Source organism: Halolamina sp. (assembly GCF_036626355.1).
Classification (GTDB): domain Archaea; phylum Halobacteriota; class Halobacteria; order Halobacteriales; family Haloferacaceae; genus Halolamina.
In genome coordinates, this window is the sequence record NZ_JAZKRY010000076.1 from 1 (window position 1) to 13,993 (window position 13,993).

The 13,993-nt window shown below is 67.0% G+C and carries 19 protein-coding genes and 2 tRNA genes; all 21 read left to right on the forward strand.

The annotated features are described in order from the left end of the window. Nucleotides 1–58: 58 nt before the first annotated feature. The 21 genes from V5A38_RS11700 to V5A38_RS11800 all read left to right on the forward strand — a co-directional run bounded on the left by V5A38_RS11700 (nucleotide 59) and on the right by V5A38_RS11800 (nucleotide 13,806). The gene (locus tag V5A38_RS11700; protein WP_332325944.1) at nucleotides 59–895 is read left to right on the forward strand and encodes a 3-keto-5-aminohexanoate cleavage protein; all 837 of its coding nucleotides are present in this window, start codon (nucleotides 59–61) and stop codon (nucleotides 893–895) included. Between the two features lie 239 nt (nucleotides 896–1,134). Beyond that, a tRNA-Ser gene (locus V5A38_RS11705) sits at nucleotides 1,135–1,219 on the forward strand. A 22-nt stretch (nucleotides 1,220–1,241) separates the two neighbouring features. Continuing rightward, on the forward strand, nucleotides 1,242–1,766 hold the full coding sequence (locus tag V5A38_RS11710; RefSeq protein WP_332325945.1) for a 30S ribosomal protein S13: 525 nt from the start codon (nucleotides 1,242–1,244) through the stop codon (nucleotides 1,764–1,766). Next, nucleotides 1,763–2,290: a 30S ribosomal protein S4 gene (locus tag V5A38_RS11715; protein WP_332325946.1), complete on the forward strand. Its 528-nt coding sequence runs from the start codon at nucleotides 1,763–1,765 to the stop codon at nucleotides 2,288–2,290. The genes V5A38_RS11710 and V5A38_RS11715 overlap by 4 nt, the downstream gene beginning before the upstream one ends. Continuing rightward, nucleotides 2,287–2,685, forward strand: a complete 399-nt coding sequence (locus tag V5A38_RS11720; protein ID WP_332325947.1) for a 30S ribosomal protein S11 — start codon at nucleotides 2,287–2,289, stop codon at nucleotides 2,683–2,685. Before V5A38_RS11715 ends, V5A38_RS11720 begins: the two co-directional genes overlap by 4 nt. Nucleotides 2,686–2,688: 3 nt before the next feature. After that, nucleotides 2,689–3,450 (forward strand): DNA-directed RNA polymerase subunit D, encoded by a 762-nt coding sequence (locus tag V5A38_RS11725; RefSeq protein ID WP_332325948.1) that lies wholly within the window; start codon nucleotides 2,689–2,691, stop codon nucleotides 3,448–3,450. A 120-nt stretch (nucleotides 3,451–3,570) separates the two neighbouring features. Next, nucleotides 3,571–3,655, forward strand: a tRNA-Leu gene (locus tag V5A38_RS11730). Between the two features lie 152 nt (nucleotides 3,656–3,807). Then, entirely contained in the window at nucleotides 3,808–4,164 is a 357-nt protein-coding gene (locus V5A38_RS11735; protein WP_332325949.1) for a 50S ribosomal protein L18e, read from the forward strand. Beyond that, nucleotides 4,161–4,598 carry a 50S ribosomal protein L13 gene (locus V5A38_RS11740; protein WP_332325950.1) on the forward strand — a complete coding sequence of 146 codons (438 nt, stop codon included), beginning with the start codon at nucleotides 4,161–4,163 and terminating at the stop codon, nucleotides 4,596–4,598. Before V5A38_RS11735 ends, V5A38_RS11740 begins: the two co-directional genes overlap by 4 nt. After that, nucleotides 4,592–4,990 carry a 30S ribosomal protein S9 gene (locus tag V5A38_RS11745; protein ID WP_332325951.1) on the forward strand — a complete coding sequence of 133 codons (399 nt, stop codon included), beginning with the start codon at nucleotides 4,592–4,594 and terminating at the stop codon, nucleotides 4,988–4,990. The genes V5A38_RS11740 and V5A38_RS11745 overlap by 7 nt, the downstream gene beginning before the upstream one ends. Nucleotides 4,991–5,002: 12 nt before the next feature. Next, entirely contained in the window at nucleotides 5,003–5,197 is a 195-nt protein-coding gene (locus V5A38_RS11750) for a DNA-directed RNA polymerase subunit N (protein WP_332325952.1), read from the forward strand. After that, on the forward strand, nucleotides 5,194–5,370 hold the full coding sequence (locus V5A38_RS11755) for a DNA-directed RNA polymerase subunit K (RefSeq protein WP_332325953.1): 177 nt from the start codon (nucleotides 5,194–5,196) through the stop codon (nucleotides 5,368–5,370). The genes V5A38_RS11750 and V5A38_RS11755 overlap by 4 nt, the downstream gene beginning before the upstream one ends. Next, the gene (locus tag V5A38_RS11760) at nucleotides 5,367–6,614 is read left to right on the forward strand and encodes a phosphopyruvate hydratase (RefSeq protein ID WP_332325954.1); all 1,248 of its coding nucleotides are present in this window, start codon (nucleotides 5,367–5,369) and stop codon (nucleotides 6,612–6,614) included. The genes V5A38_RS11755 and V5A38_RS11760 overlap by 4 nt, the downstream gene beginning before the upstream one ends. Beyond that, a complete protein-coding gene (gene rpsB / locus V5A38_RS11765) occupies nucleotides 6,611–7,372 on the forward strand; it encodes a 30S ribosomal protein S2 (protein ID WP_332325955.1) in 762 nt (253 codons plus the stop codon). The genes V5A38_RS11760 and rpsB overlap by 4 nt, the downstream gene beginning before the upstream one ends. A gap of 105 nt (nucleotides 7,373–7,477) precedes the next feature. Further along, the gene (locus V5A38_RS11770; RefSeq protein WP_332325956.1) at nucleotides 7,478–7,882 is read left to right on the forward strand and encodes a cupin domain-containing protein; all 405 of its coding nucleotides are present in this window, start codon (nucleotides 7,478–7,480) and stop codon (nucleotides 7,880–7,882) included. A gap of 84 nt (nucleotides 7,883–7,966) precedes the next feature. Further along, nucleotides 7,967–8,980 carry a mevalonate kinase gene (mvk, locus tag V5A38_RS11775; protein ID WP_332325957.1) on the forward strand — a complete coding sequence of 338 codons (1,014 nt, stop codon included), beginning with the start codon at nucleotides 7,967–7,969 and terminating at the stop codon, nucleotides 8,978–8,980. Further along, nucleotides 8,977–9,768: an isopentenyl phosphate kinase gene (locus V5A38_RS11780; protein WP_332325958.1), complete on the forward strand. Its 792-nt coding sequence runs from the start codon at nucleotides 8,977–8,979 to the stop codon at nucleotides 9,766–9,768. The genes mvk and V5A38_RS11780 overlap by 4 nt, the downstream gene beginning before the upstream one ends. A 113-nt stretch (nucleotides 9,769–9,881) precedes the next feature. Beyond that, on the forward strand, nucleotides 9,882–10,469 hold the full coding sequence (locus V5A38_RS11785) for a thymidine kinase (protein ID WP_332325959.1): 588 nt from the start codon (nucleotides 9,882–9,884) through the stop codon (nucleotides 10,467–10,469). Further along, complete coding sequence (locus tag V5A38_RS11790) at nucleotides 10,469–11,059, forward strand: YIP1 family protein (RefSeq protein ID WP_332325960.1); 591 nt, start codon at nucleotides 10,469–10,471, stop codon at nucleotides 11,057–11,059. The genes V5A38_RS11785 and V5A38_RS11790 overlap by 1 nt, the downstream gene beginning before the upstream one ends. Nucleotides 11,060–11,230: 171 nt before the next feature. After that, nucleotides 11,231–11,482: a hypothetical protein gene (locus V5A38_RS11795; protein ID WP_332325961.1), complete on the forward strand. Its 252-nt coding sequence runs from the start codon at nucleotides 11,231–11,233 to the stop codon at nucleotides 11,480–11,482. Nucleotides 11,483–11,601: 119 nt separating this feature from the next. Then, the gene (locus V5A38_RS11800; RefSeq protein ID WP_332325962.1) at nucleotides 11,602–13,806 is read left to right on the forward strand and encodes an OB-fold nucleic acid binding domain-containing protein; all 2,205 of its coding nucleotides are present in this window, start codon (nucleotides 11,602–11,604) and stop codon (nucleotides 13,804–13,806) included. Nucleotides 13,807–13,993 lie beyond the last annotated feature (187 nt).

Genomic DNA, 13,993 nt, shown 5'->3' on the forward strand with positions numbered 1-13,993 from the left:
CAGGCGCGTCGGACGACGGCGACGCGGAGTCCGTTGAGGCCGAGGCGGGTGAGCAGTCGTGACCTACGACGAGTATCGGGCGGGGAAACCGCTTATCGTCACCGCGGCGCTGACTGGCGGCGTCCAGGGGAAGGAGGCGAACCCCAATCTTCCCGAAACGCCCGATGAGGTCGCCGAAGCTGCGAAGAATGCCGAAGCGGCCGGCGCGAGTATCCTTCATCTGCACGCGCGCAAGCAGTCGGGTGAGCGCGCGTTCGCGACGGCGCGGTTCCAAACACTCACCGAGGCGGTGCGGGAGGCGACCGACGACGCCATCATCCAGCACTCCACCGGCGGGACTGCCGCACCGGACGCGTTGCGGGCCGAGCCGCTGCGAACCGACCCCGCGCCGGAGATGGCGTCGCTGGACATGGGGCCGCTGAATCGCTACGACCACCTCACCAGCGAGAACACCCGCGCGCTCGTCGAGGCGCTCCACGAGGAGATGCAGGCCCGCGGTATCAAACCGGAGCTGGAGCTGTTCAACGGCGGCCACCTCAACGAGGCCCTGGCCATCTGGGACGAGTTCGCCGAACCGCCGTACGTCAACCTCGTCTTCGGCGGCGGGACGACAAGCGTGCCCCATCCTCGAAATCTCCTCACCCTCGTCGACAGCCTCCCCGACGGCGCGGAGTTCACGACGCTCGCGTTCGGCCCCCATCAGCTCCCGCTGACGACGATGTCGATGCTCCTCGGTGGCCACGTCCGGGTCGGCCTGGAGGACAATCTCTACTACCGGAAAGGCGAGCCGGCCGAGAGCAGCGCACAGTTAGTCCGGCGGAGCGTCCGCATCGCCGAGGAGCTCGGCCGGCCGGTCGCGACGCCTGCCGAGGCACGGGAGCTGTTGGGGCTGTAACCGGAGCCCCCGGCTCCCTCCGGCGTCACCGGGACCGAAACAGCTTCTTCGGCGACGGGGTTGGCCGTCGACGGCCACGACCGCGTCGCCGAGCCGTCCCCGACTTGTGCCGCCCTCTCACACCCTCCCCCGTTCCGTGATGCTTAAGTGTCCAGTGCCGGAACTGAAGTGTGTAGTGAACTGTAGGGGCGCCAGGTCCCGAGTCCCGAGCGGAGAGGGGCGATGATACCAGAACGCGGGTTGCGGTAGCCTAGCCTGGCCCAAGGCGCAGGGTTGCTAACTCTGTGGCGCACAGCCTCCGGGGTTCAAATCCCCGCCGCAACGCTCGCACCGAACCCAACCAGATATGAGTGCAGAAGAACCAGCGGACGGCGAGACGGAGGAGGACGAGGACCTCCAGTATTTCGTCCGGATCGGGCAGACCGACCTGGACGGGACCAAATCCGTCGAGCGGTCCCTCAGTGAACTGAAAGGCATCGGCAAGCGCATGGCGCGCATCGTCGCCGACGAGGCCGACGTAAATCGGCAGGCGACGTTCGGACGACTCGACGACGACGAGATCGAAAGCGTCGTCGACGTCGTCGACAACCTCGACGAGATAATCCCGTCGTGGATGGCCAACCGCCAGAAGGACTTCTTCTCCGGCGAAACCACCCACGTCACCGGGAGTGACCTCGAGGAATCGCGACGCCACGACATCAACCGCATGAAGATGATCAGCTCCTACAAGGGCGTTCGCCACAAGCGCGGCAAGAAGGTCCGCGGGCAGCGAACGAAGTCCACGGGTCGAACCGAGGGGACCATCGGGGTCAACATCGAGGAGATCCGCGAGGAGATGGAGGAAGAAGAAGCAGCGGGTGAGGAAGAATGACGACCGGCAACGCAACCAAGCGGTACGAGACGCCGAATCATCCCTACCAGGGCGAGCGGATCGCCGAGGAAGCGGGCCTCGTCGACCGCTACGGCCTGGAGACCAAAGAGGAGCTCTGGCGAGCCCAGTCCCGCCTGCGCGATTTCCGCCGTGAGGCCCGACGCCTCCTCGGCGCCGCGCAGGGTGACACAGCGCTCGCCGGTGAGATGGGTGCGGAGTTCGTCGCACGCCTCACGAAGCTCGGAATTCTCAACGAGGGCGACGACATCTCGAAGGTCCTGTCGCTCGACGTGACCGACGTGCTCGAGCGCCGGTTCCAGACCGTCGCCTACCGGCAGGGGCTGGCGTCGACGCCCCAGCAGGCGCGACAGTTCCTCGTCCACGGTCACGTCACCGTCGACGGCGCTCGGGTCACCGAGCCCTCGAAGTTCGTGACTGTCTCCGAGGAGGACAACATCGAGTTCGACGAGAACTCGGTGCTCGCAGACGAGCTCCATCCCGCACGCGCGGAGGGTCAAGAATGAGTGAGAGCGAGAACGCAGACGCCGAGAAGTGGGGTATCGCACACGTGTTCGCGTCGTTCAACAACACGCTGATCACGGTGACCGACGCGACCGGCGCAGAAACCGTCGCGAAGTCCTCCGGTGGGACCGTCGTCAAGCAGAACCGCGACGAGGCGTCGCCCTACGCCGCGATGCAGATGGCGGAGGCCGTCGTCGACGAAGTGAAAGCTGCCGGTATCGGCGGCGTTCACGTTCGTGTTCGCGGGCCTGGCGGCAACGAGACAAAATCCCCCGGTCCGGGTGCGCAGGCGACGATCCGTGCGCTCGCCCGAGCCGGCCTGGAGATCGGTCGCATCGAGGACGTCACGCCGCTTCCCCACGACGGGACGCGAGCAGCCAAGAAGAACCGACTGTAACCCATGTCAGACGAATTCGACGTCGAGTTCATCCGGGGCGACGACCGCGAGGCGCGGATCCTCGTCCGTGGCCTGACGCCTGCGTTCGCCAACGGGCTGCGCCGGGCGATGGTCGCCGACGTACCGACGCTGAGCATCGACACGGTCCGGATGGTGCAGAACTCCTCGGTGATGTTCGACGAGATGATCGGGCTCCGGCTCGGTCTCGTCCCGTTGACCACCCCCGAGGACTTCGAGATCGGTGACACCGTCACCCTTGCACTCGACGTGGAGGGGCCGGCCACGGCCTACTCCGGCGACATCGAGTCGTCGGATCCGGACGTCCAGCCCGCCGAAGAGAACATCCCCATCATCGAGCTGAAGGAGAACCCCAGCGGCGAGAACCAGCGCATCGAGCTGGAAGCCCAAGCGGTTCTCGAGCGTGGCAGCGACCACGTCAAGCAGTCCGGCGGCGTCGCCGTCGGCTACCGACATCTCCAGAAAGTGTCGGTTGTCGGGGAGAAAGGCGAGTTCGACGAGGAGGAGCCCAACATCCTGCGCGGGGTCATCGAGACCGAGGACGGCGAGCTCGTCCACACGGACACGTTCGGCAACGACCTGACACAGAACTACCCCGGCAAGGAGCTCGACGTCGAGGACGTCCCCGGCGCGTTCGTCTTCCACGTGGAGACGGACGGCTCCATGTCGGTCGAAGAACTGGTGCTCCGCGGCATCGACTCGATTCAGTTGCGCGCGGACGAACTGCAGGAGAAAGTCGCAGTATAACGATGACCGCCATACGACACCACCCCGACGCGCGCCCCCCGAGACGGAGTAGCGGCGTCGCCGTGTCGTGTGGTCGGACCGAAACCGCTTTGAAGGGTCATCCAGTAGTCGAGAGTGCAGGCAGGGATAGCCAAGTCAGGCCAACGGCGCAGCGTTCAGGGCGCTGTCCTGTAGAGGTCCGCAGGTTCAAATCCTGCTCCCTGCATTTCTCGACTCGACCGAACGCGAGAGCAGTGAGAATGCATCGGGACAGATTTGAGCCCTGCGAGACCGAACTTAGTGAGGTCCCGCTCCGGTTCAACTCCTGCTCCTTGCACTCTCCGTTTTTGGAGGCAACTCCACCCCAGAGGTCAATCCATGAGTAGCAACAAGACGAACCCGAGACTCCAGAGCCTCATCGCTGAGCTCAAGTCGGTTTCCCGGGAGAACGGTGCCGGCGTCTGGACAGACGTCGCCGACCGCCTGGAGAAGCCGCGCCGCACGCACGCGGAGGTCAACCTGGGGCGCATCGAGCGCTACGCACAGGAAGACGAGACCGTTATCGTGCCCGGTAAAGTGCTTGGCAGCGGTGTGCTCCAGAAGGAGATCACCGTCGCCGCCGTGAACTTCTCCGGAACCGCCCGGACGAAGATCGATCAGGTCGGCGACGCCGTACAGCTCGAACAGATACTCGAGACCAACCCCGAAGGTAGCAACGTGCGGGTGATCCGATGAGCGTCGCGGAGTGGGACGCTGATCTGGTCGTCGACGCACGGGACTGTATCATGGGTCGCGTCGCCAGCGAGGTCGCACAGCGCGCTCTCGACGGCGACCGCGTCGCCATCATCAACGCCGAACACGCAGTCATCACGGGTAACGAGGAGTCCACGATGGACACCTACCGGACCCGCGCGAACCTCGGCTCGGACTCGGGACCGTACTACCCGAAGCGCCCGGACCGCATCTTCAAGCGTGCGATCCGCGGCATGGTTCCGTACAAGCAGGATCGTGGCCGTGAGGCCTTCGAGAGCGTGCGCGTCTACGTGGGCAACCCCCACGACCGCGACGGGCAGGTGCTCGAGGGCACCTCGCTCGACCGGCTCTCGAACATCAAATTCACCTCGCTCGGCGAGGTCTCCGAGAACCTCGGCGCCAACAAGACATGGTAACGAACACGTCCGGTAAGAAGAAGACGGCTGTCGCCCGCGCCACCGTAAGCGAGGGCGAGGGCCGCGTTCGTATCAACTCCCAGCCCGTCGAGCTGGTCGAACCAGAGCTCTCTCGGCTGAAGATGCTGGAGCCGTTCCGCATCTCGGGCGAGGAGCTCCGCGAGGGCGTCGACATCGACGTCACCGTCTCCGGCGGCGGCTTCGCGGGCCAGGCTGACGCCGCCCGCACCGCCATCGCGCGCGGGCTGGTCCAGCATCTGCAGGATGCTGAGCTCCGCGACGCGTTCCTGGAGTTCGATCGCTCGCTGCTGGTGAACGACTCGCGCCAGCCCGAACCCAAGAAGTGGGGTGGGCCCGGTGCGCGTGCCCGCTACCAGAAGTCCTACCGCTGAGGTGATCTACCCATGATGATACCCGTCCGGTGTTTCAGCTGTGGAAACGTCATCGGCGAACACTGGGAGGAGTTCCACGAACGCGGTCGTGAGGGCGACGAGGACCCCGGCGAAGTACTGGACGACCTCGGCGTCACCCGCCACTGCTGCCGGCGGATGATGGTGAGCCACCGCGACCTGGTCGACGTGGTCTCCCCCTACCAATGAGCATGGAGTTCAACCGGTACGAGAAGGCACGCATCATCGGCGCCAGAGCGCTGCAGTTGTCGTACGGCGCGCCCGTGCTGGTGAACACTGAGACGACGGAGCCGTACCTCATCGCGGCCGAGGAGTACGACGCCGGCGTCCTGCCGTTCACCGTTCGACGGGAGGGCATATGACGCGTATCAGCGGCGTCTCGCTCCGTCGGGTGCTCGACTCCCGTGGCAACCCCACGGTCGAAGCTGATGTACTCACCGTGTCGGGCGGCTTCGGCCGCGCGGCGGCCCCCTCCGGGGCCAGCACCGGCGAGTACGAGGCGATCGAGCTTCCCCCCGGCGAGGCAATCGCTGCGGCCCGGAAGCGCGCGGTTCCCCGACTCGTGGAGGAGGTCCACGCGGGGAACCAGCGCGAGGTCGATTCCGCGCTACGGAGCGCCGACGGCACCGAGAACTTCTCGGAGCTCGGCGCCAACAGCGCGGTCGCGATCTCGATGGCGGCGGCGAAAGCCGGCGCCGACGTGCTCGGGGCGCCGCTGTACCAGCATCTCGGCGGCGCCTTCCGCGGCGACGCGTTCCCCGTGCCGCTCGGGAACGTGGTCGGCGGCGGCGAGCACGCCGCGGATGCGACCCACGTTCAGGAGTTCCTCGCGGCGCCCGTGGGCGCTCCCTCCGTCCAGGAGGCGGTGTTCGCCAACGCGGCGGTCCACGAGGAAGTCGGCGACCTGCTCGCAGAGCGGGGCGTCGCTGCCGCGAAGGGCGACGAGGGCGCGTGGGCGCCCGCAATCGATGATTCCGAGGCGTTCGAACTCGTCGCGACGGCGTGTGAGTCCGTCGAAGCGGAGTTCGGGTTCGAGGTCGGCTTCGGCCTCGACATCGCGGCTTCGGAGCTGTGGGACGGCGAGGTCTACCGGTACGGCAACACAGCCCGCTCCCCGGAGGAGCAGGTCGACTACGTCGCCGAGCTGGTCGAGGAGTACGATCTCGTCTACGTCGAGGACCCGCTGGAGGAGAACGATTTCGCCGGCTTCGCCGACCTGACTGAGAGAGTGGGCACCGAGGCGCCGAGCGCCTCGAACGCGAGCGGGCAGCGCTCGCGAGCAGACCGGACGCTCGTCTGCGGCGACGACCTGTTCGTCACCAACGTCGAGCGGCTCCAGCAGGGGATCGACCAGGGCGCTGGCAACAGCATCCTGATCAAGCCCAACCAGATCGGGACGCTCTCGCTGGCGGTCGACGCCATCGAGCTCGCAACCCGGAACGGCGTCACCCCGGTCGTCTCCCACCGTTCGGGGGAGACCGAGGACGTCACGATCGCACACCTCGCCGTCGCGACCGGCGCCCCGTTCATCAAGACGGGGACCGTCGGGGGCGAGCGAACTGCCAAACTCAATGAACTCATCCGCATCGCGGAGGACGCTGTATGAGCGAAAGCGAAAACGACGAGACAGAACCCGCCGAGGAGGAGGTGGCCGGCGAGGCCGCCGATACCCAGGCGGCGGTAGAGAGCGCCGAGGCCGCAGAGGCTGACGCCGAGACAACAGTGGCCGAAGAGGCCGAGGAAGAGTCCCGCTTCGACGAGGACGTGATGCCCGAAGAGGAGAAAGCAGATCTCCTCATCCCCGTCGAGGACTATCTCTCCGCTGGAGTCCACATCGGAACCCAGCAGAAGACAAAGGACATGGAGCGGTTCATCCACCGCGTCCGTGACGACGGACTGTTCGTGCTCGACGTGAGCCGAACGGACGGTCGCATCCGCACGGCTGCGGATTTCCTCGCCAACTACAACCCCGAGCAGGTGCTCGTCACCTCCTCGCGGCAGTACGGTCGGTTCCCGGCCGAGAAGTTCGCGGACGCCATCGGCGCCCGCGCCCGCACCGGGCGGTTCATCCCGGGGACCCTGACCAACCCGAAGTACGACGGCTACATCGAGCCTGACGTGCTGGTCGTCACCGACCCGATCGGTGACTCTCAGGCCGTCAAGGAGGCCATCACGGTCGGCATCCCCGTCATCGCCATGTGTGACTCGAACAACGCGGTGTCGAACGTCGACCTCGTCATCCCGACGAACAACAAGGGCCGACGCGCGCTCTCGGTCGTCTACTGGCTGCTTGCCAACGAGACGCTCGACCGCCGTGGCGCAGAGCCAGCGTACGCCCTCGAGGACTTCGAAGCCGGCCTCTAACGGCTCACTGACCCTTTTCACGCGTTTCTCGTCCCCGACCAGCCGCTGGCTTGTCGATTCGGTCGTCGCCGACGGGCTTTTTGATCCTGCAAGAGAGGCCACCTTATGGGCTACAGCATCGTCGACGTCGACGAGGTACCGAACGCCGAGAACCGCCCGTGTACGCTCCGGCGGCTGACCGACCCGGCCGGCCTCTCGGCCGTGGCAGTCAACCGCTACAGCGCCGACCCGGGCGAGGAGATCCCACTGGCGTATCACTATCACGACGAGCAGGAGGAGGCGTTCTACGTCATCTCGGGAAGTCTCCACGTCGAGACGCCCGAGCGGACCTACGAGCTCGGCGCCGACGAGCTGTTCGCCGCCGAACCCAGGTCACCCCACCGGGCGTTCTGTCCGGAGACCGCCGAGGAGCCTGTCGAAGTGCTCGCTATCGGCGCCCCGAACGTCAGTGACGGCGACGAGGTTCACGCGTTCGACCCGGAGGCTGACGAGTTACCGGTCGGCGAGTAGTCGAGCGGGCTCTCACGAGTCCGAGGCGGGGTCGGCCGACTGGCAGTCGGAACTACTGTAACCTCCGGGGGCCACGGCTCGAGTATGACCGTTTCGAGCGCCCCCGGGAAGGTGTATCTCTTCGGGGAGCACGCCGTGGTGTACGGCGAGCCGGCGGTGCCCTGCGCCATCGAGCGCCGGGCGCGCGTAACTGCCGAGCCCAGGGACGACGACCACGTCCGCGTTGAGGCAGTTGACCTCTCTCTCGACGGGTTCACCGTCGAGTGGGCCGAGTCGACGAAGGACCGCCCCGACGTGGACGTCCCCTCGTCGCTCGTGGAGGCGGCGATGGGCTACATCGAGGAGGCTGTCGCACAGGCCCGGGACGCCCTCGACGACCACGACGCAGGGTTCGACATCACTGTCGAGAGCGATATCCCGCTCGGGGGCGGCCTCGGCTCCTCGGCGGCGGTCGTCGTCGCGGCGATCGACGCCGCGGTCCGCTCCCGCGACCAGCGTATCGACCCCCGAGAGCTCGCCAATCGGGCGTATCAGGCCGAACACACCGTTCAGGAGGGCCAGGCGTCCCGCGCGGACACGTTCTGCTCGGCGATGGGCGGAGCAGTTCGTGTCGAGGGCGACGATACGCGGGCGATCGATGCGCCGGAACTCCCGCTCGTCGTCGGCTACGACGGCGGCGCGGGCGATACGGCAGAACTCGTCGCGGCAGTGCGTGAGCTGCGCGAGCGCTACGAGTTCGCCGCCGACACCGTCGAGACCATCGGCGACATCACTCGCCGGGGGGAGACGCTGCTCGCCGATGCGGACCCGGGCGAGAAACCGGATGGCGCGCTCCTCCAGGAACTCGGGGAGCTGATGGACTTCAACCACGGGCTGCTCTCGGCGCTGGGGGTCTCCTCGCGCTCGCTGGACACGATGGTGTGGGCGGCTCGCGACGCCGGCGCCGCGGGGGCGAAGCTCACCGGCGCGGGCGGCGGCGGCTGTATGGTCGCAGTTGACGACACCGACTCGACACAGAGCGCGCTCGGCTACACCCCCGACTGTGCACAGACGTTCCGTGCGGAACTCGCGACCGAGGGGGTGCGCGCCGAAGAATGACCGTTGTGTTAAAACTCGGTGGCTCCGTCATCACCGAGAAGGACCGTCCGGAGACGCTGGACGGGGCGGCGCTAAACGCCGCCGCGGACGCCATCGCGGATGCGGTAGTCCACGGCGACGTGTCGGAGTTAGTGGTCGTCCACGGCGGCGGAAGCTTCGGCCACCATCATGCAAGCGAAGCTGGCGTGTCGACCACCGAGGGGACCAGCGACGCAGCCGAGGCTATCGCCATCCACGGCGCGATGACGACGCTGAACAAGTTCGTCCTCTCTCGACTCCACGAGCGGGACGTGCCGGCGGTGCCGGTCCACCCGCTTTCGGCCGGTGCGCGCGACGAGGCCGGCAACCTCGACCTCCCGCTCTCGCAGGTGGCGACGATGCTGGGCGAGGGGTTCGTCCCGGTGCTCCACGGCGACGTCCTCGCGACGGCTGGCGAGGGCGTGACCGTACTCTCGGGCGATGAAATCGTCACCACGGCCGCGGAAGAACTCGACGCCGAACGCGTTGGGCTCTGCTCGACAGTGCCAGGCGTGCTGGACGCCAATGACGAGGTGATCCCCGAGATCACCGCGTTCGAGCAGGTTGAATCGGTGCTCGGCGGGAGTGGCGCCGGGGAAGACGTGACCGGTGGGATGGCCGGGAAAGTGACGCAGTTACTGGGGCTGGGCGCGCCCGCCTCAGTGTTCGGCCCGGACGCGATTTCGGCGTTTTTGGCTGGCAACCAGCCGGGGACAACGATTCGAGGCGCTGACTGTCAAGCGCCTGGAGGCACCGATTCGAGGCGCTGACTGCCAAGCGCCTGGAGGCACCGATTCGAGGCGCTGACTGACAATGTTCTGAGCACCCGAAAAGAGCCGCCCGGTTCAGCAACCCTTTACCCGTTCGCTGTCCGGCTTCGACCATGCACAAGATCACCCGGAGCGGATGGGTGGAGGTCGTCACCGGGTCGATGTTCTCCGGGAAGACCGAGGAACTCCTGCGTCGCCTGCGACGCGCCGAGATCGCGGGCCAGGACGTCGCGGCGTTCACGCCGGCCATCGACGACCGGTTCGGCGAGACCACCATCGGCTCCCACGAGGGGCGACAGTGGGACGCACAGGTTATCGAAAACGAGGGCGCGGGCGTGTGGGACCTCGAGGACCATCTCAACGGGGAGCAGGTCGTCGCGATCGACGAGGCGAACTTCTTCACCGAGGAGCTCGTCGACGTCTGTGAGAAGCTCGCCGGGGACGGTCGCCGCGTCATCGTCTCGGGGACCGATATCACGTTCCGGGGCGAGCCGTTCACGCCGCTGCCAGAGCTGATGGCGACCGCCGAGTACGTCGACAAGCTCCGAGCCATCTGCACCGTCTGTGGCGAGCCGGCGACCCGCAACCAGCGACTCGTCGACGGCAGGCCTGCTCACGTCGACGATCCGACGATCGTCGTCGGCGCCGAGGAGTCCTACGAGGCGCGCTGCCGGAACTGCCACACGCTGCGGACTGGCTGATGACGACCTGGGTTGCTGAGCCGGAAGGGGGTCGCGCTCGCGGCCCGCGCGGGCTCGCTCGTGCGTGGGCGGAGGTGGTGCTCCGTCCGCGCAGGTTCTTCCGTAACGGCGTCGCGCCTGCCGACCAGGCTCCTGGACTCGTCTTCGGCGTCCTGATCGCGCTCGTCGTCGCCGTGGGGCGGTTGGTGAGTGGCGACCTCCCCGAGCTCCCACCCTTCGTTCCCGAGGCCGGGGTGCTCCGTGGGCTGCTCGTACTGCTCACCGTCGGGCTGTTTCTCGCACCTGCGACGTTCCACCTGGCGGCGGCACTCGAAACGCTCGGGCTCGTGCTGCTCGCGCCCGACCGCGGCGGCGTGAGCGAGACGGTCCAGCTCATCGCCTACTCGACGGCGCCGTGCCTGTTCGCGGCGGTGCCGTGGCCGCCGCTTCGGATCGGCTGCTGTCTCTACGGAGCTGGGTTGCTCGTGGTCGGAACGGCAGTCCGCCACGACACGTCGCTCCTGCGGGCGGTCCTTGCGGCTGCACTCCCCGCAGCGTTCGTGTTCGGCTACGCGTTCGGCGGCTTCTCTGCCGCCGGACTCGTCTCATAGTGAGTACTGCGAGTCTGTCCCGCCGTGACCATCCGTGTCGGTGATGGGAGCCCCTGAACCGGCGGCGTTCGACACCGTCGATGCACCGATTCGCCGTAATCACTATCAGCGGCCGGACGGACTCACTCGCTGAGCCGAAGGGCTTTGTAGCGCGCGCCCGGGCTCTCCGCTATGCTGACGCTCTCCATCGAGGACCTGTTGCTGGAACTGGAGGACGGCGCCGTCAAACACGTCGGGCCGAAAACGACCGATGCGACCGCGAAACTCTACCACGTCGAGGAGACCGAGGCGCGGCCGTTCGGCGACCAACAGCTCAAACTCGCCTTCGCCGACGGCGAGGGGAACGAGGTCGAAATCGCGCTCGACAGGGATGTCGCGCGCGAACTGGGCACCGACATCGAGGCGACGCTGTCCGACGGGTGAGATCACCGCCCAGACGGCGGCGTAGGCCCCATCACGCCGCCGGCTCGCGACTGCCGACCGTGATCGTCGGCGGTCCGTTTCGACAACGCCTTTAGGGCGGACCGTGTGGTTTCTTCCAAATGGGTAACTGTATCATCTGCGGCCAGGACGTCGATGGCCGCATCTGTCAGTCTCACGAAGAAGACGTAGTGTTCGATTTCCGGGGCGACAGCCCCGACCAGCTGGTCCGCAACCGGTTCTACCGGGGCGTCGTCGACGGCTACGCCGATTTCGGCGTGTTCATCGACCTCTCGCCCAATGTCACCGGACTGCTCCACCGTTCGGAGATCGACGGCCGGCTGGAGAGCCTCGACTGGGAGGCCGGCGACACAGTCTACGTCCAGGTGAAGAGCGTCCGAGAGAACGGCAACGTCGACCTCACTTCCTCCATTCGTCAGTCGGAGGGTGAGTTCCGTGGGACGCTCATTCAGGAACGAACCGAGGAGAAACTGCCCGAGGAGGTCGAAGAGGGAAACGGGAGTGAGCGGAGCGACGAGGGAAACGGGCGTGAGCGAGGAACGGCCGAGAGCGACGGTGGGGGAGGTGCCGTCGAGACCGGCGTAACCACGGAAGCGGAAACGGAGACGGAGGAAGAGCCCGAACCGGAGCCGGTCGAGACGGTATCAGAACCCGAGACGGCGGCGCCGACTGCGGAGCCTGAATCCGAGGCCGAGTCCGAACCGGAGCCCGAAGCTGAAGCCGGGGCCGAACCGGCGGCGGAAACGGAGACCGCAGCGGAGCCGGAACCCCGCGAGGCAACGCACAGCGAAATCGCCGACCTTCCGGATCGTGTCGACGAACTCGTCCGCATCGAGGGCGAAGTCGTCAGCGCTCGCCAGACCGGCGGGCCGACGGTGTTCGAGCTTCGCGACGAGACGGGCGTCGCCGACTGTGCGGCGTTCGTCGAAGCCGGCGTGCGCGCCTACCCCGAGATCGAGATCGGCGACATCGTCCGTCTCGACGGCGAGGTCGAGCTCCGACACGACGAGATCCAGGTCGAGACCGAGGCGCTGGTTGAACTGGAAGGCGACGAGGCCGCCGAAGTCGAGCGACGCCTCGCCGACGCGATGACCGACCGGGCCCGCCCCGATGAGCTGACCCTCGTCGCGCATGACGAGCGGCTGGAGGCCATCTCCGGCAACCTGCTCGACGCCGCCGAGTCCATCCGCCGCGCAGTGCTCGAGTCCCGACCGATCGTGGTCCGCCACGGCGCGACCGCCGACGGCTACGTCGCCGGCGTGGCGCTCGAACGTGCCATCCTGCCGCTGGTGCGTGAGGAGCACGCCACCAGCGACGCCGAGTACCATTACGTCAACCGCCGGCCGCTGGAGGACGCGGTTTACGGGATGAACGACGCGACCAACGACGTGACGAAGATGCTGCAGGACCGCGAGCGCCACGACGAGAAGCTGCCCCTGGTCGTGCTCGCCGGCACCGCCTCCACGGTCGAGAGTGAGGACGGACTGGAGATGCTCGGCATCTACGGCGCGGACCGGATCATCGTCGACGCCGCACCCGCTGACCCCGAAATCGCCGCCGTCACGGACGTACTGGTCAACCCCGAGAGCGACGACGCGCTCTCGACGGGTGCACTGGCCTCGTCACTCGCGACGACGCTCAACAGCGGGGTTGGCGACGAGATCGCCCACCTCCCGGCGGTGAGCTACTGGGAGGACACGCCCCAGAGCTACCTCGACGCCGCTCGCGACGCGGGCTTCGACGAGGAGCACGTGACCGAACTCCGGGAAGCTGTCGCGCTGGAGGCGTACTACCAGTCCTACTCCGAGAAACGTGAGCTCATCGGCGACCTGCTGTTCGGCGAGAGCGAGGAGGCCGTCGCGGCCGCCGGCGCGCCCGAAGATGTGGCCGCCGAGGAGTCCTTGGCCGGCCACATCGCGACGCAGTTCCGCGAAAAACTCGACACCGAGGTCGAGACGGCGCAGGCCAACACCGAAGAGAGCGAGGCCGCCGGCGTCAGCGTGGCTGTGTTGGACACCGACTCCTACACCCACAAGTACGACTTCCCGCCGACATCGCTGCTGCTCGACGAACTCCACCGCCGCAGTGACGCCGAGGTCACCATCGGTATCGCCATGGACAAGCTCTGGATCCGTGCCGAAACGGATCTTGACCTGCGTGCGGTCGCGCTCGACGCCGCCGAGAACGCTCCGAACGCGGGTATCTCCGCTGCCGGACTCCGCGAGTGCCGCATCGAGTTCCTCTCCGGAGCGCGCGAGGAAGTGGAGATTGCGGTCATCGGCGCCGTGACCGAGCAGTTCGACTGACCGGCAGTTCGTTTTTTGCAACTATCGCCGCGTAGGCTCAGCTCCCCCAACCGCCACGCTCGCGTCTCGAGGCAGTTTGCCGCTCACTCGCTCCGCTCGTTGGCGTTTAACAGCCTCGTTTCTCGCCACCCTTAACCCCGAAAACCACCCCCCAAGATGCAATGAGCCCCGACGCCGCCCCAGACCG